18 protein-coding genes are annotated in these 20,988 nt (G+C 62.9%); 10 read left to right on the forward strand and 8 right to left on the reverse strand.

Annotated elements, in window-relative coordinates; all coding sequences use genetic code 11:
* The first annotated feature begins 127 nt into the window (after window positions 1–127).
* Entirely contained in the window at window positions 128–4,171 is a 4,044-nt protein-coding gene (locus NQ559_RS10610) for a hybrid sensor histidine kinase/response regulator transcription factor (protein WP_248605642.1), read from the forward strand.
* 143 nt (window positions 4,172–4,314) lie between these two features.
* On the opposite strand, the gene NQ559_RS10615 is transcribed toward NQ559_RS10610, so the two are convergent.
* Together NQ559_RS10615 and NQ559_RS10620 are read right to left on the reverse strand one after the other, a co-directional pair.
* Complete coding sequence (locus tag NQ559_RS10615) at window positions 4,315–5,667, reverse strand: MATE family efflux transporter (protein ID WP_018694918.1); 1,353 nt, start codon at window positions 5,665–5,667, stop codon at window positions 4,315–4,317.
* Window positions 5,668–5,747: 80 nt separating this feature from the next.
* Window positions 5,748–6,311 carry a Crp/Fnr family transcriptional regulator gene (locus tag NQ559_RS10620; protein WP_018694919.1) on the reverse strand — a complete coding sequence of 188 codons (564 nt, stop codon included), beginning with the start codon at window positions 6,309–6,311 and terminating at the stop codon, window positions 5,748–5,750.
* Window positions 6,312–6,545: 234 nt separating this feature from the next.
* On the opposite strand from NQ559_RS10620, the gene NQ559_RS10625 reads away from it, so the two are divergent.
* The 6 genes from NQ559_RS10625 (at window position 6,546) to NQ559_RS10650 (ending at window position 11,907) form a co-directional block, all read left to right on the forward strand.
* A complete protein-coding gene (locus tag NQ559_RS10625; protein WP_018694920.1) occupies window positions 6,546–6,983 on the forward strand; it encodes an Hsp20/alpha crystallin family protein in 438 nt (145 codons plus the stop codon).
* 176 nt (window positions 6,984–7,159) lie between these two features.
* Complete coding sequence (locus tag NQ559_RS10630; protein ID WP_018694921.1) at window positions 7,160–7,900, forward strand: (Fe-S)-binding protein; 741 nt, start codon at window positions 7,160–7,162, stop codon at window positions 7,898–7,900.
* Entirely contained in the window at window positions 7,897–9,288 is a 1,392-nt protein-coding gene (locus NQ559_RS10635; protein WP_018694922.1) for a lactate utilization protein B, read from the forward strand. The genes NQ559_RS10630 and NQ559_RS10635 overlap by 4 nt, the downstream gene beginning before the upstream one ends.
* Complete coding sequence (locus tag NQ559_RS10640) at window positions 9,281–9,862, forward strand: LutC/YkgG family protein (protein ID WP_018694923.1); 582 nt, start codon at window positions 9,281–9,283, stop codon at window positions 9,860–9,862. Before NQ559_RS10635 ends, NQ559_RS10640 begins: the two co-directional genes overlap by 8 nt.
* Before the next feature lie 132 nt (window positions 9,863–9,994).
* Complete coding sequence (locus NQ559_RS10645) at window positions 9,995–10,729, forward strand: copper homeostasis protein CutC (RefSeq protein WP_018694924.1); 735 nt, start codon at window positions 9,995–9,997, stop codon at window positions 10,727–10,729.
* The gene (locus NQ559_RS10650; protein ID WP_018694925.1) at window positions 10,726–11,907 is read left to right on the forward strand and encodes a transglutaminase-like domain-containing protein; all 1,182 of its coding nucleotides are present in this window, start codon (window positions 10,726–10,728) and stop codon (window positions 11,905–11,907) included. The genes NQ559_RS10645 and NQ559_RS10650 overlap by 4 nt, the downstream gene beginning before the upstream one ends.
* A 155-nt stretch (window positions 11,908–12,062) precedes the next feature.
* On the opposite strand, the gene NQ559_RS10655 is transcribed toward NQ559_RS10650, so the two are convergent.
* Window positions 12,063–12,731 (reverse strand): GNAT family N-acetyltransferase, encoded by a 669-nt coding sequence (locus NQ559_RS10655; protein WP_018694926.1) that lies wholly within the window; start codon window positions 12,729–12,731, stop codon window positions 12,063–12,065.
* Between the two features lie 13 nt (window positions 12,732–12,744).
* Window positions 12,745–13,833 (reverse strand): 4Fe-4S dicluster domain-containing protein, encoded by a 1,089-nt coding sequence (locus NQ559_RS10660; protein ID WP_018694927.1) that lies wholly within the window; start codon window positions 13,831–13,833, stop codon window positions 12,745–12,747.
* 88 nt (window positions 13,834–13,921) lie between these two features.
* Here NQ559_RS10660 and NQ559_RS10665 point away from each other — a divergent pair, with 88 nt between their 5' ends.
* Window positions 13,922–14,608 carry a SagB/ThcOx family dehydrogenase gene (locus NQ559_RS10665; protein WP_018694928.1) on the forward strand — a complete coding sequence of 229 codons (687 nt, stop codon included), beginning with the start codon at window positions 13,922–13,924 and terminating at the stop codon, window positions 14,606–14,608.
* 293 nt (window positions 14,609–14,901) lie between these two features.
* Here NQ559_RS10665 and NQ559_RS10670 read toward each other — a convergent pair whose 3' ends face one another.
* Window positions 14,902–15,573 (reverse strand): DUF421 domain-containing protein, encoded by a 672-nt coding sequence (locus NQ559_RS10670; protein WP_018694929.1) that lies wholly within the window; start codon window positions 15,571–15,573, stop codon window positions 14,902–14,904.
* A gap of 132 nt (window positions 15,574–15,705) precedes the next feature.
* On the reverse strand, window positions 15,706–16,263 hold the full coding sequence (locus NQ559_RS10675; protein ID WP_018694930.1) for an NUDIX hydrolase: 558 nt from the start codon (window positions 16,261–16,263) through the stop codon (window positions 15,706–15,708).
* Window positions 16,264–16,336: 73 nt separating this feature from the next.
* On the opposite strand from NQ559_RS10675, the gene NQ559_RS10680 reads away from it, so the two are divergent.
* Together NQ559_RS10680 and NQ559_RS10685 are read left to right on the forward strand one after the other, a co-directional pair.
* Window positions 16,337–17,623, forward strand: a complete 1,287-nt coding sequence (locus tag NQ559_RS10680) for an L-cysteine desulfidase family protein (RefSeq protein WP_018694931.1) — start codon at window positions 16,337–16,339, stop codon at window positions 17,621–17,623.
* Window positions 17,617–18,906: a histidine-type phosphatase gene (locus NQ559_RS10685; protein ID WP_018694932.1), complete on the forward strand. Its 1,290-nt coding sequence runs from the start codon at window positions 17,617–17,619 to the stop codon at window positions 18,904–18,906. Before NQ559_RS10680 ends, NQ559_RS10685 begins: the two co-directional genes overlap by 7 nt.
* A gap of 351 nt (window positions 18,907–19,257) precedes the next feature.
* On the opposite strand, the gene NQ559_RS10690 is transcribed toward NQ559_RS10685, so the two are convergent.
* Window positions 19,258–20,484 (reverse strand): 3-deoxy-D-manno-octulosonic acid transferase, encoded by a 1,227-nt coding sequence (locus tag NQ559_RS10690; protein ID WP_018694933.1) that lies wholly within the window; start codon window positions 20,482–20,484, stop codon window positions 19,258–19,260.
* Between the two features lie 134 nt (window positions 20,485–20,618).
* Window positions 20,619–20,984: a YraN family protein gene (locus NQ559_RS10695; RefSeq protein ID WP_018694934.1), complete on the reverse strand. Its 366-nt coding sequence runs from the start codon at window positions 20,982–20,984 to the stop codon at window positions 20,619–20,621.
* Window positions 20,985–20,988 lie beyond the last annotated feature (4 nt).

Consider the following 20,988-nt stretch of genomic DNA (forward strand, 5'->3'; position numbering starts at 1 on the left):
CTTGTATTTGTATATATTAAGGAAAGAAAGTATTTTTCCCATCGGATGCTTCCGCCCCGGGAAAGGTTGCGTCGGTTTTACGGGATGGAATGATAAAGATTATAAAGTTCTCTAAAGGGTCGGCGCTATGGAATCGAGGGTGAAATGTGCGGTATGTGCGGTCGCTATGTGTCTGGTGTTGCGTGCCGGGAGCGGTATGGAGCACAAATTCAGGTATTATACCGACAACAGCGGGTTGTCGTCGAACACCATCCAGTGCCTCTATCAGGATGACAAGGGGTATGTCTGGGTCGGCACGGCCGACGGCCTCGACCGGTTCAACTCCTACGATTTCACCAACTACCGCTCCGATTACCGCCGCCGCAATACGCTCGAAAACAACTGTATTTACAGTCTTTGCGGCGAAGGGTTCCCCAACGGCGACCGCATATGGGTCGGAACCAGCGACGGGGTCTATATCTTCGACTCGAAGGACGAGTCGTTCGTCCACCTGCCCATCCTGGGCAGCGATGGCCGGGAGCGCCGCAACCTGCTGGTCTATTCGCTTGCGGCGGACGTCGCGGGCAACATGTGGATCGGGACGCTCGGCGACGGCCTCTACCGTTACAGCCTCAAGAGCGGCACGTTCGAACACTATAACGCCGCGAAATACCCCGAGGCCTTCTCGTCCGACGTCATCGTGAAGATCCTGCTCGACCACGACAACAACATCTGGGTGGCTTCGGGCGGCGGTTCGCTGCTGAGCCGCTACAACCCCGAGAACAACCGTTTCTCCACCTTCCGGGTCGAGGACACGCTCACGCGCGAGCCGATTTCGCGCATCAGTACCATGTGCCAGGATTCGTTCGGCGACATCTGGATCGCAGGGTATGCCTGCGAGCTCTACAAGTTCGAACTTTCGCGGCTGACGTTCACCTGCAACCGCCCGGAGGACGGCGAGGCGTACGGCCGCGTGCGGAGCATGATCGAATACGCCCCGGGGATAATCATGCTCGGGACGGATCACGGCCTGGTGAATTTCAATACCAAGAACCGCAGTTTCGAGCATGTCGACAACGGCACGACCAACCGGAACGGACGGCTCAACGACAAATTCATCCACTCCATCCTCAAGGATCGTGACGGCGGCGTGTGGATCGGAACCTATTTCGGCGGCATCAACTACCTCTCGCCGCTCAGTTCGCTTTTCACGCTCATCGAGGCCGGCGAGGGGTGCGGGCATATCATCAGCAAATTCTGCGAGGATCCCGAGGGGAATATCTGGATCGGCAGCGACGACGGGGGGCTGAGCCTTTACAATCCGCGTACGGGCAGCTATACGCCCGTGGCGGTCGACCCGCGCGACCGGGCGCTCAACATCCATGCGCTCACCATCGACGGCGGATGGCTGTGGGTCGGGACGTATGGCGACGGGCTTTACCGCATCGACCTGCGCACGCGGCAGATGAAGCACTTCACGCAGGCCGGCACGGGACTCGACAATCTCGACGTCTATTCGGTTTTCCGCGATTCGCGGGGGCAGTTGTGGATCGGCACCAAAATGGGCATCTGCCGTTACGACGACGTTTCGCAGACCATCACGTGCGCATTCGGCCTGGGACATAACAGCGACGTGGTGGACATCTGCGAGGATGCCCGCGGGCACCTGTGGTTCGCGTCGCTGGGCAAGGGGTTGATCCGCTACGGGTTCGACGACGGCCGGTTCGCCCTCTGTTCGCACGATTCCGGGGGCGGGCTTTCCGATTTCGTGAGCTGCCTGGCCGTCGAGGGGGACAACCTGTGGATCGGCACCCACGGCTGCGGGCTTTGCCGTTACGACATCGCGGCCGACACGCTCTCCAGGGAGTTCGACATGCTGCCCTACGGCAACTGCGCCGTGTTCCAGATCGTGCAGAACGGCGGCGAACTGTGGCTCACGACCAACCGCGGGCTGCTGAAATACAGCCCCGGGAACGGCCCGCAGTCGATCTACAAGTTCACCTCCGACGACGGACTGCTGGCCAATATCTTCAATGCCAATTCGGGCATCAAGTCCTCGACCGGGCATATCTACATCGGCTGCAACAACGGCATCAACAAGTTCTATCCCTATGATTTCACGCGCCGCGAGAATTCGGCCAAACTCAGCGTCGTCTTCCCCGATTTCAAGCTCTTCAACCGCAGCGTGCCCGTGGACGGACGACTGCTGTCCAATACCATCGACTGCCAGCGCTCGGTGCGCCTGCGCGGACGGAAGATGTCGTTCAGCCTCGATTTCATTGCGCTCAACTTCTCCTCGCCGCTGAGGACGGTCTACCGTTACCGGCTGGAGAATTTCGACGACAAATGGATCACCACCGGTCTGGACGAAGGGGCCGGGGTGCAGCATGTCTCCTACACCAATCTGCCGCCGAACCGTTACCGCTTCGTCGTGAGCGCCTCGACCGGCGGCGAGCAGTTCGGCGAGGAGGCCGTGGTCGAGATCCTCGTGCTGCCGCCGTGGTGGATGGCTCGCGCCATGGTCGTGGCCTACGGCGTGCTGGCTCTGCTGGCCGTGGCGGGCGGCGGCCTGTGGCTGCGCCGCAGGATTGGCCGCGCGCACCGCGAGCAGATCGCCTCGATCACCCGCAAGAACAAGCTCGACCTGCTCGAGGCCAAGGTCAGCCTCTTCACGGAGGTGGCCAACGAAATACGTACGCCCGTCGCGCTGATTGCCGCGCCCGTCGAGGAGATCGCCAAGCGCGCCGGGGATTTGCCCGGGCTCCGCGACGACGTGGACATCATCCGCAAGAACTGCGAGCGGCTGCGGACGCTGGTCGACCAGATCCTGAACCTGAAAAGCGCGGAGGAGGGCGAGCATGCCGCCTCCTGCGTTCCGGAGCGCGTCGACGTACGGGAAGTATTGCGGACGGTGGTCGCGGCGGTGGGGGATGCCGTCCCGCGGCGGGGTATCGCGGTGCACCTCGGGCTGCCCGGCGAAGCCCTCACGGCCGAGATGTGCTGCGACCACTTCTCGAAGATCGTGGGCCAGATACTCGGTAATGCCTACCAGTTCGCCGAGAGCCGCATCGACGTGACGCTCGAAGGCCCCGGCGGGGAGGTGCCCGGCGATGTGTTCCGGGTACGTGTCCGCGACGACGGCGCGGGGATAGACCGGGCGGAGAAGGCACGGATATTCGAACCTTTCTATACGTCCGACAAGTGTGTCTCCGGCAGCGGGCTGGGGCTGGGGCTCGCCGTGGCGAAGAGCCTGGCGACCCGGATGGGCGCCGTGCTCGGGGTCGAAAGTGCCGTGGGGCAGTGGACGGAGTTTACGGTGACGGTTCCGCTCGGTGCACCCCGTCCCGTCCCCGGGTCGGATGGCGATTCCGGAGTGCCTGCCGGGCAGCCGGCCGTGGCGGCCGTGCAGCCCGAGGTGCAGAAGCGGCTGCCCGACATCCTGCTGGCCGAGGATAATGCCGACTTCGCGGACTTTTTCGTGCGGCATCTCTCCGGCAGCTATACGATCCATTGTGCGACGGACGGGCGGCAGGCGCTCGACCTGCTCCGAAGCCGGAGCATCGCGGCCGTCGTGAGCGACGTGGCGATGAAAGGGATGGACGGCGTGGCGCTCTGCGCGGCGATCCGCAACGACCCGGCGCTGGATCACCTCCCCGTGGTGCTGGTTTCGGTGGACTCCTCTTCGGCGGCGAAGGTGCGTGCGCTGGAGGCGGGTGCCGACGCCTACCTCGAAAAGCCGTTGTCGGTGGACTACCTCGACTGCCAGATACGGGCGCTTGTCGGCATCCGCGGCCGGCTGCGCCTGAAATTCTCGAAGATGCCCTACCTGGTCATGGACGGGGATGCGGCGAGCCCTTCGGGCAACCGTTTCATGGCGCAGGTGAACCAGTATGTCATGGATAACATCTCCAATTCGAATCTTTCGGTCGAGGACATCGCCGCAGCCGTGAATGTCAGCCGTACGCTCTTTTTCTCGCGCATCAAGTCGCTGACGGGCACTACGCCCAACGAGTTCCTGCGTTCCACGCGCCTCAGGGTGGCCGCCGAGCTGCTTTCCAAACCCAACGACCTGCGCGTCACGGAGATATGCTATATGGTGGGCTTCACTTCGACCTCCTATTTCGCCAAGTGCTTCCATGCGCAGTTCGGGATGCTGCCCACCGAATTCATGGAGAAATACCGCCGGGAGTGATCCTGATGTTACGGTTGTTTTCGCGGGGCGCAGTGCGTACGCCCGGGGCAGGCGCCTGCTGCCTGCAAGGGTTCGGGGCGTGAAACGGCAATCCCGGCCTGCATCTATTCAAATGCGGGCCGGGATTGTTCGCGTTTCTCCATTTACCGCCTCATCCCGTAGCCGATGCGCAGCAGTACGAGCAGGAGCAGCGTCACGGCCAGTTCGGCCGCCGGTACCGCGAGCCAGATCCCCGCGACGCCCGCCAGCCGCGGCAGCACGAGGAAGCAGAAAGCCATCAGCACGATGCCCCGAAGTACGGTGAGCCCCGTCGCAAGCCGTCCCCGCTCGATGCTCTGGTAGTAGCCGATCGTGACGACGTTGATTCCGAAAAAGGGATACCCGGCGGCGAAGAGCGGCAGGCCGCGCACGGCGATTGCATAGGCCGGGGCGTCGGGCGTCAGGAACAGCCCCACGATCCACGGGCTGAACAGCCATGTGAACCCGAATACCGCCAGCCCGCAGGCGAACGCCGAGCCGAGGGCCATCCTGAACGCATCCCTGCCGCGCCGCATCAACCCTGCGCCGTAGTTGTAGCTGATGATCGGCTGTGCCGACTGGATGATGCCGTTGTAGACCATGAAGATGATCGGGAAGATATAGCAGGCGATGCTGTACGCCGCCACGCCGTCCTTGCCGATGTAGCGGATGAACGTATAGTTGCCCACGATCATCAGGCACGAGATCGCCAGTTCGCTCAGCAGCGCCGGGAACCCGATGTAGGTCATGTAGCCCAGGTTGCGGGCCGTGAGGCGCAGGCTCTTGTAGCTGGTTTTGAGCTTCACGAAATGCAGCGTGCGGCTGCTGCGCAGCATGTACCGCAGCATCACGCCCGAGCCTACGATATAGCCGATGCCCGTTGCGATGGCCGCGCCTGCGAGCCCCCACCCGAATTCGAAGATGAAGAGGTAGTCGAGTACGATGTTTATGCAGGCCGCCATGATGTTGCACGCCATGGCGAACCGGGGCGCGCCGTCGAGCCGCACGATGAACATCAGGATGTTGAAGACGGCCAGCGGCGCGAGGAAGAGCGTGAACCACACGAGGTATTCGCGCGCGGGAACCATCAGCTCGGGCGGCGTGCCCAACAGCAGCAGCAACGGTTTGTGGCAATGGATCAGCAGGGCGCTGAGCAGCGCGATCAGCAGGGCCGGTATGACCAGCGACTGCGTGATGTTGATCTGGGCCACGCGGCGTTTGCCCTGTGCCAGGTTCACCGACGCCACCACCGAGCCGCCCATGCCGAACATCAGCCCGAGCCCCGTGCCGAGCGTGAAGAGCGGGGCGGTGAGGTTGACTGCCGCCAGTGCGTCGCTGCCGATGCCGCGGCCTACGAATATCCCGTCGGTGATGACGAACACCGCCGAGAAGACCATCCCCATGACCGTGGGGAAAAGAAAGCGGCGGAAGAGTTTGCCGACCGCCGTGCCTTTGTAATCGATACTGTCGCGTAACATAGTTGCACCTCTTTTTTTTGAGGTGGTGCAAAAGTAAGGCATTCTGCGCCGGGAAAAGTTATCTTATGGTAATTTCCGTGTCATTTGACCCCGGCGCGGATGCGGCTCAGGCTTTGGGGCGTGAGAAAGAGGTAGGCCGCGAGGTCTTTCAGGGCGATGCGCTGCATCAGCTGGGGATATTTGCGCAACATGAGGCCGTACTGTTCGCGTTTGTCGCGCCAGGCATAGTCGGCGAAATAGTCCTCGTGGCGGCGCAACTGCTCCTCGGCCATGCGCCGTCCCCAGTCGGCCAGCTCGACATTCCCGGCGAAGAGGGCGTCCATGCGGGCACGCGGGATGCGTACCAGGGTCGTGGGCTCCATCGTTTCGATCGTCTGGCGCGATAGCCCGCCGGGCTGTGTGCCGAGTGTCGCCGTTGCAGGGTCGCCTTCGAACGAGAAGGAGACGATGACGCATTTGTCCTCGCGCATGACATACGTGCGCACCGAACCCTCGGCCACGAAGCAGACGTCCGGGTCGCGCTGCCCCTCCTCGATGATGACCTCCTTGCGGGCGTGTTGCGTCAGCGTGGCGGATTGCATGAGCAGACCCGTGCCCTCGTCCGAGAGTGCGTAGCGTTCGGTCAATATCCGTGCGAAATCCATGCGGCAAAGGTACGCTTTTTTCGGCAATTGCGAAAAAGCCGCCTGTTCCGTTGCTGGCGGAAGATTTTTTTGCCGGTTTGTCATGTCGGAATTACAGGGTTTGTGACAATTTATGACATTTTTTCATTTTCATGCGGCTGGCACAGGATTTGACCTTTTACGGGTGAAACCGCTCCGGAAGGGGCAGCGAAAGAAAACAAAGTTAAACCAAAATAAAACAAGGAGGACAAGATTATGACACCTGCAAGAACGAATCAGAACTGGCTGCCGAGCATTTTCAACGAATTTCTGGATAACAACTGGCTCGCCGAGCGCCGCAACGCCACGGCTCCTGCCGTCAACATCATCGAAGACGAAGACGAGTACAAAGTGGAGGTCGCCGCTCCGGGCATGACCCGTGAGGATTTCAAAGTCCACATCAACGAGGACAACGAGCTGATCATCTCCCTGGAGAAGAAATCCGAGGAGAAGGAGGAAGACAAGAAACGCAAGGGTACCTACCTGCGCCGCGAATTTTCCTATACGCAGTTCCAGCAGAGCCTGCTGCTGCCCGACAACATCGAGCGCGAGAAAATTTCGGCCAAGGTCGAAAACGGCGTGATGACCATCGACATCCCCAAGAAGAAGGTCGAGGAACTCGCCGCCGCCACGCGCCAGATCGAAGTGAAATAGAGGCATGCATAGCCCAAGTGGGAGGGGGAGTACCGTCAACGGGTACTCCTTTTTTTGTGGCATATCCCGGCATAATAATAACCCTTTTATACATAAAAACGGCCACAGGCGGACAAGACATCCATAAATCCGCTATCTTTGGGGTGCATACGCGACAGCAGACTAAACCAACGTACATGAAAGTAGGATTGTTCATACCCTGTTATATCAACGCCGTCTACCCCGGGGTGGGGCGTGCGTCGTACGAATTGCTCGGGCGGCTGGGCTGCGAGGTGGATTATCCCCTCGGACAGACCTGCTGCGGGCAGCCGATGGCCAATGCCGGGTTCGAGAAGGACGCCCGGGCGCTGGCAGAACACATGGATGCGCTTTTTGCGCAGTACGACTACGTGGTCGGGCCTTCGGCCAGCTGCGTGGTTTTCGTGCGCGAGGGCTATCCGCGGTTGTTGGACAATTACCGCGAGCATGCCTGCGTCGATTCGCGTATCTGGGAGATCTGCGAGTTCATCCACGACGTGGTGAAGCCCGCGAAGCTGGATGCACGTTTCCCGCACCGGGTGAGCGTGCACAACTCCTGCCACGGGGTGCGCAAAATGGGGCTGTCATCGCCCAGCGAGCTGAACGTGCCCTATATGTCGAAGCTGCGCGACCTGCTCTCGCTGGTCGGGGGCATCGACATCGCCGAGCCGTCGCGCCGCGACGAATGCTGTGGTTTCGGCGGCATGTTCTCCGTCGAGGAGAACGCCGTGTCGGTCTGCATGGGGCGCGACAAGGTGCGCGACCACATGGCTACGGGTGCCGAATACATTACGGGCGCCGACTCTTCGTGCCTGATGCACATGCAGGGGGTTATCGACCACGACAAACTCCCGATCCGCACCATCCATGCCGTTGAAATCCTCAATTCGAAGTTATGAGCACCCACTCCAAAGCCGCCGCGAAATTCATCGCCGACGCCGAACGCACGGCGTGGCACGACAAGGCGCTTTACGCCGTACGCGAAAAGCGCGACAAGATGGCACGCACGGTGCCCGAATGGGAAGACCTGCGGCGCATGTCGTCCGAGATCAAGCGCCATACGCTGAGCCATCTGGGGCATTACCTCGAAGAGTTCGAACGCAACGCCACGGCCAACGGCATGGCGGTGCACTGGGCCGCCGATGCCGACGAGATGAACGCCACGGTGTGGCGCCTGGTGCAGGAGCACGGCGGGCGGAACCTCATCAAGAGCAAGTCGATGCTCTCCGAGGAGTGCGGGCTTACGCCCTACCTGCGCGAGCGGGGCGTCGATGCCGTCGAGAGCGACCTGGGCGAGCGGATCATGCAGTTGCTGGAGCTGCCGCCCAGCCACATCGTGCTGCCCGCCATCGGCGTACGCCGTGAGGAGGTCGGCGAGCTTTTCGAACGCGAGTTCGGCACCGAGCACGGCAACAGCGATCCCACCTACCTGACGCACGAGGCTCGCCGCCAGTTGCGGCCCAAATTCCTCGGTGCCGACATCGCCATGACGGGCGTCAACTTCGCTGTGGCTTCCACGGGGACGCTGGCCGTCTGTACCAACGAGGGGAATGCCGACATGGGAACGTCGTTCCCCGACCTGCATATCGCCATCATGGGGTTGGAGAAGGTAATCCCCGACATGCAGGCGCTGGCGGTCTTCACGCGCCTCTTGGCGCGTTCGGGGACGGGGCAGCCCGTCACCTCCTACACGTCGCTCTACCGCAAGCCTGCACCGGGCAAACGGATACACGTCGTGATCGTGGACAACGGCCGCTCGGAGTGGCTGGCCGATGCCGCGCACCGCAACATGCTCAAATGCCTGCGTTGCGGCGCCTGCATGAATACCTGCCCCGTCTACCGGCGCTCGGGCGGCTATTCCTACTCCTATTTCATCCCCGGGCCGCTGGGCATCAACCTGTCGATGCTGCGTTCGCCGAAGCTCCACCACGGCAATGTCTCGGCCTGCTCGCTGTGCTACTCCTGCTCGGACGTATGCCCGGCGATGATCGACCTCGGGGAACAGATTTACGCATGGCGGCAGGAGTTGGCGCCCATGCATCTGGCCGACCCGGTAAAGAAACTGACGGTCAAAGGCATGGACTTCATCATGGGAGGGCGACGACGATTCTACGGCGGCATCGCGCTGGCCCGCGTCGCGGAACATCTCCCGCACGCCGTGCTCAACAACCGGTTCAATCCGTGGAGCGCCCCGGGCCGCGACATGCCGCCGTTCGCCCCCAAGACGTTCAATGCCCTGTGGAAGCGGGGCGAGGTAAAATCCGGAAAAACGAGTAAAGATGAATAACAGCAAGGAAAACATACTGAAACGGATCGCCGCGGCGGGAATGCCCGAATACGCATACCCCGACTTCGGCTACGAACCCCAGCATTTCGACGACCCTGCGGCGATGTTCGCCCAGCGGCTCCGGGCGGCCGGGGGCGAGGCCGTATGGCTGGACGGGGCAACGACGCTCGATGAGGTCGTACGCCGCTGCTACCCCGATGCGAAGAGTGTCGCTTCGGCACTGCCCGAAGTGACGCTCGCCACGGTGAATCCCGACCGGGTCGAAGACCCGCGCGAGTTGGTCGACATAGATCTGGGGGTCGTTTCGGGGGCGTTCGGCGTCGCCGAGAACGGTGCCGTGTGGATCCCGCAGGACATCCGCCACAAGGCGCTCTATTTCGGCGCCACGGCGCTGATGGTCGTCATCCCGCGCGATGCGCTGGTCGATACGATGCACGAAGCCGTCGTGCGCCCCGAAGTCGGGGACTTCGCCTACGGGTGTTTCATGTCGGGCCCTTCGAAGACTGCCGACATCGAACAGGCGCTGGTGTTCGGCGCTCACGGGCCGATGTCCGTCACCGTCGTGCTGCGCTGACCGCCTGCCCCGGGAGCGGGGAGTACGCCGTGTGCCATGTGCCGGTCGGGATTTCCCGTACCTTTTTCTGCCGCGGCAGCCGGCCGTTTTCGCAGGCTTGTTTTTCCGGTGCGGATTTTTTACCTTTGTCGTATGACGACCGAACTTTGCGCCTACAGCGTCGAGGCGTGCGAGACTGCCCGCCGTGCGGGTGTCACGCGCGTGGAATTGTGTGCCTCCCCTTACGAGGGCGGCACGACCCCTTCGGCTGCCGCCATCCGTATGGCGCGCCGTATCGGAGGGTTGCAGCTCAGCGTGATGGTGCGTCCCCGCGGCGGGGATTTCCTCTATTCCGATACCGAATTCCGCCAAATGCTCGAAGAGGTGCGCTTCGCCCGCGAATGTGGCGCCGACGGCGTGGTCTTCGGCGTGCTCACCCCCGACGGGCGGGTCGACGTGCAGCGTACGGCTGCCCTGGTCGCCGAGGCGGGGCCGATGCAGACCACCTTTCACCGGGCGTTCGACATGGCGTGCGACCTGGAGGAGGCGCTCGAAGCGACGGTGGCTGCCGGATGCCGCCGGATCCTGACCTCGGGGGGCCGCAATACGGCCGTCGAAGGCATCGACACGCTGCGGGCGTTGGTGGCGCAGGCCGCCGGGCGCATCGAACTGATGGCCGGCAGCGGCGTCAACCCCTCGAATGTGCGGCAGCTGGCGGCCACGGGCGTCGATGCCGTGCATTTCAGCGCCCGCAGCGTGCGTCCGGGCGGCATGGTTTTCCGCAACCCGCATGTTTCGATGGGCGGCTGCGGCGATGTTTCCGAATACGATCTTCTTTGTGCCGACGAACGGCTCATCCGACAAATACTTACCCTGCTCGAACCATGAAACGCATCATCTTCCTTTTGCTGGGGGCGTGTCTCTGTGCCTGCGGCCGTTACGGCTGCGGTGTCCCCGCCGGATACGAACCGCTGCTGGATGCCGCGCTGGCCGGCTGCCCGCGCGCCGACAGCCTGCGGCATTTGCTGCGGCAAACCCCGCGCGAGCAGCGCGAAGGGATGGCCTTTCTGATCGCCCACATGCCCCGGGGCGACCGCGACACGATGCGCCTCGACCTGCTGCGCGAGAATGTGGAATATGCCTACCGTGCCCGCCGGGACTACCCTTGGACACGTGCGCTGCCCGATTCCGTCTTCCTGAACGAGGTGCTGCCCTATGCCGCCGTGGACGAGGTGCGCGACAGCTGGCGGGCGGATTTCTACCCGCGCTTCGCCCGGCGCGTGGCGCTTTGCCGCGACATCCGCGCTGCGATCGACTCCGTGAACCGGAATATCGCGGCCGACGTCGGGGTGGAGTACAACACCGCCCGCGAAAAGACCAACCAGAGCCCTGCCGAGTCGATGCGGCAGCATATGGCTTCCTGTACGGGGCTTTCGGTGCTGCTGGTCGACGCCCTGCGCGCGGCGGGAATCCCGGCGCGTTTCGCCGGGACGCCCGCATGGCACGACGACCGCGGCAACCACAGCTGGGTCGAGGTATGGATCGACGGCCGCTGGTATTTCACGGAATATTACCCCTCGGGGCTCGACCATGCCTGGTTCCTTTCGGATGCCGGGCGGGCGCTCGACGACCGTACGCACGGCATCTTCGCCGTGTCGTTCCGGCCGACCGGCGACTGGTTCCCGATGGTGTGGAACGAGCGTTCGCGCGACGTGCACGGGGTCGATGTCTCGCAGCGTTACCGCAACCTCTATGCATCCTACGAGCAGGCCCTCGTGGCGCAGGGAAGGCATACGACGGTGACTTTCGTGATGTACGACAGTGCGGCGCACGAAGGACGCTCGGACGCCCGCGTGGCGGCCAATGTCGATGTATTCTGCGGTGCCGAGCAGATGGGCGGAGGCCGCACGGCTGGGCCGAGGCAGGACATGAACGATGCGTTGAGGTTCCTGCTGGAAAAAGGCAAGTCCTATACGTTCCGCTACGAGAACGCCCGCGGCGAAACGACGGAGATCACGGCCGAGGTGGGCGATGCCCCGCTGACCGTTACGGGATACATGCGATAGCCCCCCCCCTCCCTGTCCGGGAATCCCGCCTTTCACCGCCGATGGTGCCGGGCGGGCTGTCGGCCCGCTCCCCGAAAATGGAAATCACCCCTGTCGGAGCTATCTCCGGCAGGGGTGAAATCGTAGCAACCGGGCTTGCCGGCCGGCACTTTCCGTCAGGGCTGTTTTTCCGTATCCGTGCCGGGCACTTCCGCCCGGAAACCGATGCCGATCCGGTCGGTCGGCAGGCTCGGGATCTTCACGAGTCCGGTGTGCGGGGCGTGTCCGAGTTCCATATGCAGGATGGGGTAGGGCCGGCCCGAGGGGTCGGCCGCGTCGCGCCCGGCGGTGCGGAATCCCATCCGTTCGTAGAAACCCGCGGCCTGCGGGTTCTGCTCGTTGACGTCGACCCGCCGCACGCCGCAGTGCCGTGTGACGTAGTTCACGAGTTGCCGGCCAAATCCCTTGCCCCGCGCCCCGGGGGCGACGAACAGCATTTCGAGCATATCGCCGGCGACGCCTGCGAAGGCGGTGAACCCGCCGAACTTTCCTGCCCCGCCGGATTTTCCTGCCCCGCCGGATTTTCTGCGGCAGCCTCCGGTCTTCTCTGCCCCGGCGTATGCGCCGCCGCTCCCGCATGCATCGCCCGATCGATTGGTTCCGGCCTCGGATTCCCTTATGACATAAAGGATTGTACCCGGCAGCGCTTCGTTGCGAACCATCTGCCGGAAGAAGGGGATGTCCTCCTCGCCGAGGAAATCGTGCGTCGCCCGCACGGAGGCCTCCCAGAGGGCGGTCAGTGCGTCCAGCTCTGCGGGCGAGGGCTGCGGGAGGTGTTCGATCATGCGGTGGTAAGGGTTACAATAAGGTCACGGGCGGTTTCTGCCGCACGAAATTCCGGGCGAGGGCTGCTGCAAAAGGCGTGCGGAATGTGCGGGCACCGAAGGCACACCCTTTCACACAGGCGCAGCAGCGGATGCAGCGTGCCGGGTCGGTGTGCAGCTCGTCGCCGCGTGCGATGGCCTGCGTGGGGCACAGTGCGACGCAGCGGCCGCATTGCGTGCAGCGTGCGGCATCTCCCTCGGGCAGCAGGACGACGGGGTGGCGTTTCTGCCGGCGGCGGTATCCCAGTACGAACCGGATGAAGCGCAGCTTCGGGAGGAGCGGCGTACGCGGTTCGCGCAGTTTCGCGGGGTCGATGGGGACAAGGGCGCCCGTTGCGGGGGCCTTGGCTGCATCCATGCTGCCGGTTTGGGTTGCCCGGGTGGTTGCTGCGGTGTCGGATGCCGTTTCCGGGTTCTTGCCGGGGGAAGGCTCTGTTTTTGCTAATTTTTCGCGCACCTGAGCCCCGAATGCCCTGGCGGCAGCCAGATCCCGTGCGTCGGGGCGTCCCTGTGCGATCGGGGTTTCGGGCGTGCTGTACGAATGCTCGCCGACGAATGCCCCTGCCGCTACGGGCACGAATCCCCGTCCCGCGACGAACGAGGCGAGCTCTGCGACGGCCGTGCCGAACGAGCGGTTGCCGTAGACGGCCAGAACGACGGCCGGGGTGCCTTCGCCGCGGATCTCCCGCAGGCGTTCCAGGGCTGCGGGCGCCACGTGCCCTCCGTAAACCGGCACGGCGAATATGGCGACGGCTTCGCCCGGCAGCGGGGCGGGGTACCCGGCGGGATGGGTCAGGTCGATGGCCGTGACTGTCGGTTCCCCGTGCATGCTTTTCGTTTCGCCCCCGTTCCCGGCGGCAGGTTCCGGTGCCGCCGCCGCTGCGGGGCCCGCTCCCGGGACTTGCCCGGAAGAGGGTGCCTGCGCCGCGTCCGCGTTGTGTCCGGCAGACTCTTCTGTGGCTGTCCCTTCCGTTTCTGTCATCCCCTGCACCACGGCCGCGGCGATTTTCCGCGATGTCCCGGTAGGCGAGAAAAAGAGGGTGTAAATGCTTGTCGTTTTCATGTTCCCGGCAGATTTTTTTCGGTATAAAGATAACGTTTTTCCGGTTGAATTTTTATATTTGCCATGAAACCTGTAAAATTGAGAAGAGATGACTACGAAGATTTTTGCATGTGCGGCGCTGCTGCTCGCATCATGCGGCGGTACGCAGACGGCCGGGGAGCAGGCGCGGGTTCCCGAAACGAAGACCGAAGTGAAACACGGGCCGGAGATCGCACTCCTGAAGCCCGACCCGAAATCGGGCATGACGATCAACGAGGCGTTGCAGAACCGCCGCTCCTCGCGTGAATATGCTCCCGAAGCCCTTTCGCTCGAGGAGTTGTCGGGCGTAATGTGGGCGGCTGGCGGCATCAACCGCCCGCAGGACGGACGGCTCACGGCACCTTCGGCACTGGCGTTGTATCCCATCCGCATTTATGCGTTTTTCCCCGAGGGCGTTTACAGCTACGATGCCAAGGGGCAGAAACTGGTGCGCGTGACGGAGGGCGACCACCGGAACCTTGCCGGGGCGCAGCCGTTCGTGTTTACGGCGCCGCTCAACCTGGTTTATGTGGCCGACATGTCGGTCTATGAAGGTAAGAATATCCCCGCCGGGCATGTCCGCTACCTTTGCGGGCAGGATGCCGCAGGCTATGCCGAGAACGTCAACCTCTACGCCGCAGGCCATGGCCTGAAGTCGATCACGCGCGGCAGCGCCCCCGAGGCCGAGCTGCTCGAGGCCCTCGGCCTCGATCCCGGCCGCTACTTCCTTGCGCTGGCGCAGACGGTGGGCAAATAGCGGTGTGCCCCCGGAATGGAAAAGGGACGGCTTTTAGGCCGTCCCTTTTTTATTTGTCCGCAGGTGCGGCTATGGCCGGTCGGATGGCGCGCCCCGGCTTTGTGCCCGTCCCGGCTTTGGCTCGGTCACGGCCTTTCGCACGGGCTGTTGCGGGGCTGTTGCCGGGGCTCGTCCGGTCTTCCGTTTCCAGCTTGTCACCGTCCCGTCCTGGGTTCGGTCACGGCCTTTCGCACGGGCTGTCTAAGGCGCGTTCCCCGGTGTTGTCCTGAAGGCCGTTTCCGGCTGTTCCGTCCTTAGTCTGCCGAAAGCGTCTCCTTTGCCGCATCCCGGCCGTCGGGTTCCTCCAGCGGGACGATATAGAATCCGCGTCCCGGTGTCCACTCCACGCAGAAAAGTTTTTCCGCATCGGGGTACCCCGCCTGCCGGAGGTGGCGCAGGAGCCACCGCTTGCCCTTGCCGCTGCGCTCGAGTGCGTCTTCCATGACCTTGCCCCCGTTGACGAGCAGGTACGATTCTGGCGGTTCGTTGCGGCGCGATATGGTTATCCGCCCGTTGGTTTCGAAACGCACGTCGTCGACGTCGAACATCGAGAAGATGCCGTTTTCGCGCAGCATGGTGCGGAACTGTTCCATTTCGAGCCCGTTGCGGCGGAATTCGCGCATCACCAGCCGGCGGTCGCGGACGAGCATCACCGAGTCGCCCTTGATCGCCCTGCGGATGCGGTGGAAGCGCATCAGGTAGCGCAGCGAGACGTTGGCCGCCGTCCACACCGCGAAGGCGAATACCAGATACCATACCGGGGTGTCGGGGTTGTAGATTACGCCGCCGACCAGCGCCCCGAGTACGAACGAGTTTACCGAATCGAGGGGTGTGAGCTGTGCCATCTGGGTCTTCCCCGATATGCGCAGGAAAAAGATCACGCCCAGCATTCCGACCAGCAGTTTGATGGCGATGGATAGATACATGGTGTGCAGGTTTTGTTTTCCGTTTCCCCTCACCCTGCAAATTCCGCGCAAATCCGGAAAAACCTACCCGGCGGGGGGCTCCATCCTGCGAATAGCGTGGTACGGCCGTATCTCCGGCCGTCTTCCTCGGGGCTAAAGGCCGTACTCCGCGGCGTAACGCCACAGGGGTGCGGCCATCAGTGCCTGCCGGATGCGGCCGCTTTCGAGCAGGTCGCGCACCTCGGCGCCCGAGAACAGGTGCACGCGGATGTCCTCCGTAGCATCGAGGTGCTGTTCGCCCAGGCGTTCCACGCCCGTCGCCAGGTAGCAGTACGTCAGGTTGTTCTGCGTCGAGGGGTTGGGCGCCACGACCATTAGCTCGCGCCACTGGCCGCCGCCGTACCCCGTCTCCTCGGCCAGTTCGCGCTGTGCCGCGGCCAGCATCGAGGCGTCGTCGGGCTCGGCTACGCCCGCCGGGATTTCATAGTCCGTTTCGCCCAGCCCGTGGCGGTACTGGTCGATAAAGACGAATTTCCCCTCTTTCGTAATGGCGATGACGTTCACCCAGTCGGGATATTCGAAGACGTAGTAGTCGGGTATGCGGCGCCCGTCGGGCAGTTCGATGCTCTCGTGGCGTACCGTAAACCAGGGTTTGCGGGCGAGGTATTCGCTCGTGAGAACTTTCCAGTTGCGTTTTTTCGGATTTTCCATGGCGGCGTCTTGCTTGTCGGATGCAAAAATAGCGAAAAATAGTTATCTTTGTAACATCCGTAAAAAAACATCCATGTTGTCCCAGAACGAACGAAAGCGTATCATCGCCCTCATCAACCGCGAAGTGGTGCCCGCCATCGGGTGTACCGAACCGATCGCCGTGGCGCTGTGCACGGCGCGTGCAGCCGAACTGCTCGGCTCGCGTCCCGAAAAGGTCGCCGTGCGCCTGAGCGCCAATATCCTTAAGAACGCCATGGGCGTTGGGATCCCCGGTACGGGGATGATCGGCCTGCCGATCGCCGTGGCGCTCGGGGCGCTCGTCGGCCGTTCGGAGTACCGGCTGGAGGTATTGCGCGACGTGACGCCCGGGGCCGTGGAGCAGGGCCGCCGGTATATCGACGAAAAGCGCGTATGTATCGACCTGAAGGAGGGTATCGCCGAGAAACTCTATATCGAGGTCGAGGCCCGGGGCGCCGGGCACTGTGCCACGGCGGTGATCGCGGGCGGCCATACCTCGTTCGTATACCTCGAGCGCGACGGCGAGGTGACGCTCGACAAACGTACGGCCTCGGCGGCCGAAGAGGATGGGGGCGAAGTACCCCTCACGCTGCACCGCGTGTGGGAGTTCGCCACGACGGCGCCCCTCGACGAACTGCGCTTCATCCTCGAAACACGCCGCCTGAACAAGGCCGCCGCCGAGCAGGCTTTCGCCGGGGAGTTCGGCCACTGCGTAGGGCGTACGCTCCGTTGCGAGCGAGAACGGAAGATTATGGGCGACAGCATCTTCTCGCGGATACTGTCCTATACCTCCGCGGCGTGCGACGCCCGCATGGCCGGGGCGATGATCCCCGTGATGAGCAACTCGGGAAGCGGCAACCAGGGCATCGCGGCGACGCTTCCCGTGGTGGTCTACGCCGAGCAGACCGCAGCCACCGAACAGCAGACGATCCGTGCGCTGGTGCTGAGCCACCTCACGGTGATCTATATCAAGCAGAGCCTCGGCCGCCTGTCAGCCCTGTGCGGCTGCGTGGTGGCCGCCACGGGGTCGAGCTGCGGCATTACCTACCTGATGGGCGGCGACTACGGGCAGGTCGCGGCGGCGGTGAAAAACATGATCGCCAACCTTACGGGCATGATTTGTGACGGAGCCAAGCCGAGTTGCTCCATGAAGCTCACGAGCGGCGTCTCGACCGCTGTGATCTCGGCCATGATGGCGATGGACGGCCATTGCGTGACGCCCGTCGAGGGAATCATCGAAGAGGATGTCGACAAGTGCATCCGCAACCTCACGGCCATCGGCCGCGACGGCATGAACGAGACCGACAGGGTCGTACTGGGAATAATGACACATAAATGCTGACTATGAATAAACTGACCATGAAAATGAGGCTCCTTGCGGCGTTCCTGCTGCTCGGCCTCTGGGGCGCCACGGCCCAGACCGCCCGTGAGCAGATCGCCGCCATGCCCGAACGCGCGGGCGGGATTTACCACTCGTACGAGTACCTGCCCGGCCCCGCCGTACCCGCCCCGAAGGGCTATGTTCCCTTCTACATCAGCCACTATGGCCGCCACGGCAGCCGTTGGCATACTTCGGAAAAGATCTATGCCGAGCCGCTGGGTATCCTGCGCAAAGCCGACTCGGCCGGGGTGCTGACCCCGAAGGGGCGCGACCTGCTGGCTAAGGTCGAGGTCATTGCAGCCGATGCCCGGGATCGTTACGGCGACCTCTCGCCCCGCGGCGTGGCGGAACACCGGGGCATCGCCGAACGCATGTATAAGGCCTATCCCGAGGTCTTTTCGACCGGGGACGGCCGCGAATGCTTTGTCCAGAGCCGTTCGACGCTCGTGCCGCGCTGCATCCTGAGCATGGCGGCCTTCAACGAGCGCCTCAAGGAGCTGAACCCCGAAATCCGGATGACCCGCGAATCGAGCCAGCGCTACATCCCTTATATGAGCAACGGCGCAGGGTTGAATTCCCAGCGAAAGGCATCCGGTGCCGTGGCCGACAGCCTGCAGGATGCCCGCACGCATCCCGCCCGTCTGATGGCGTCGCTCTTCTCCGACCCCGCCTTCGTGGAACGCGAGGTGAAAAGGCCGGCGAAACTGATGAACCAGCTGTTGGCGCAGGCCGCCATCATGCAGGACGTCGAATACCTGGGCATCTCGCTCTACGACCTCTTCACCGAGGAGGAGATATACGCCGCCTGGGAAGCCGAGAATTTCCGCCGCTACGTGATGTTCGGCCCGTCGAAGCGCTTCGGCGACCCGATCATCGCCGATGCCAAGCCGCTGCTGCGCAATATCGTGGAGACTGCCGAACGGGTCGTCGCGGGGGAGGAGAACCTCTCGGCCTCGCTGCGTTTCGGCCACGACGTGAACGTCATTCCGCTGGTGGCGCTCCTGGGCGTCAGGGAGGCTTCCGGGCGCGTATGGACAGCCGAGGAAGCTGCCGGGGTGTGGCAGATACACCGCGTATCGCCCATGGCGACCAACGTGCAGTTCATCTTCTTCCGCAACCCCGAGACCGGCGACGTGCGGGTGCGGGTGCTGCACAACGAGCGCGATGCCGAACTGCCGATCGGCGGCGGCCCCTATTATCCCTGGGAGACCCTGCGCGACTACTGCAAGTCGCTCTATGAATGACATGCCCCGTGCCGGGCATAAAAATAAAGGGGCTGCCCGCCGGTTCCCCGGAATGAAAATCACCCTCGTCAGAAGCATTTCTGACGAGGGTGATTTTTTAAGCCGGCTTGCCGGGCAACCTTTTCCGCGGCTTTTTCCGTGGCTTTTTCCGCGACTTTTTCCGCGACTTTTTCCGCGACTTTTTCCGCGACTTTTTCCGCGACTTTTTCCGCGACTTTTTCCGCGACTTTTTCCGCGACTTTTTCCGCGACTTTTTCCGCGGCTTTTCCGTGGCTTTTTCCGCGGCTTTTCCGTGGCTTTTTCCGCGGCCTTTCCGGGGGGGGCCACCGATAGTCCCCTCTTTGGGGACGGCTAATGGAAGATGGTCTTGACGATGATGTTCGTGGCGCCCTGGTGACGGGTGGTGTAGTCTTTGGCTATACGGCTTGTTTTCAGCAGGAAATCCTCGTTGTCGCGCAAGGGGATGAACCACGTGCGCAGTTCGTCGTAGTTTTTCACCGAACGGGCGGCGCCGAGCGTCACCAGGTCGCGTGCCTCCTTGAATTTCGCGTAGTTGGGGCCGAATGCCACCGGAAGCCCGAATGTCGCCGCTTCGAGCGTGTTGTGTATCCCCACGCCGAACCCGCCGCCGATATAGCTCCACGTCGCGTAGCCGTAGACCGACGCCAGGATCCCCACCGTGTCGAGGATCAGCAGTTGCTTCGACCCGTAGGCCGTGTGGGGCGTGCACTGCGTGTAGCGGAGCGTCCCGCCCTTGGCCTCGGCCGCGAGGCGTGCCATGCGGCCTTCGTCCATCTCGTGCGGAGCCACGATGAATTTCACGTCGGGGTTGTCGTTTATCAGGCGGATCAGCAGCTCTTCGTCCGGGTTCCAGGTCGAACCCGCCACGAAGAGGCGTTTGTCCCCCTTGAACCGGTCTATGATGTCGATATGTTTGGCTGCGGCGGCGATTTCGGCCACGCGGTCGAAACGCGTGTCGCCCGCTACGATCACGTTGTCGAATCCCAGCCCGGCCAGCAGCTTTTTCGACTCTTCGTTCTGCACGAACATCACGTCGAAGGACTCCAGCGCCTGCCTCCACATGCCGCCGTAGGGGCGGAAGAAGATCGAGTTGCGGCGGAAGATGGCCGAGACGATATAGGTGCGCACCTTGCGGCGGCGCAGGTCGCGCAGCAGGTTGAGCCAGAATTCGTATTTTACGAAGATTGCGATTTCGGGATGCGCCGCATCGAGGAACCGGCGGGCGTTGCGCGGCGTGTCGATCGGCAGGTAGAAGATGTAATCCACACCCTGGTAATTCTTGCGGACTTCGTAGCCCGAAGGCGAGAAGAACGTGAGCAGGATCTTGTATTCGGGATGGGTCTTGCGGATGCGTTCGATGATGGGCCGCCCCTGTTCGAATTCGCCGAGCGACGCGACGTGCACCCAGACGATGCGGTCGGTCGGGTCGATGGTCTCGGCCATGCGTTTATAGAGGTCTTTGCGCCCGTCTATCCATAGCCGTGCCTTCGGATGCCTCGGTGCGACCAGCCGGATGAGCCACACATAGAGTGTCAGACCGAAATTATATAACCACATCGGTGTTTACGGTTTGCGGTGTTGAAGTACTATACGTTAACTTTCGCCGGGTGGGCCCGGGTTTTTCCGGCCCTGTACGCAGGGCTTTCATTTTCAGTGCGACAAAGGTAGTATAATTTGTCGGAAATGCAAAATTACCAGTTGTATTCCATCGCCCGCTCCACCAGGCGCACCTCCATGCGTCCGTCGGGCATCACGTCCACGGCCGCCAGGTCGAACTGCGCCTCTTCCTGCCCGCCCGTTGCGGCCAGGTAACGCACGGCCGCCCGTGTCAGTGCGCGGAATTTCTGCGGTGTGACGGCAGCCTCGGGCGGTGTCAGGGAGCCGGCCCTGCGGGTCTTGACCTCCACGAAATGCACGATTCCCGCCTTGCGGGCCACGATGTCCAGTTCGTAGCGGCCGCTGCGCCAGTTGAGGGCGCAGATTTCGTATCCTGCCCCGCGCAGGTACTCCACTGCGGCGCGTTCGCCCGCGCGCCCCGTTTCGGCCGTCGTGCCCATGCCC

Origin of the sequence: Alistipes onderdonkii (genome assembly GCF_025145285.1) — a bacterium.
GTDB classification, from domain to species: domain Bacteria; phylum Bacteroidota; class Bacteroidia; order Bacteroidales; family Rikenellaceae; genus Alistipes; species Alistipes onderdonkii.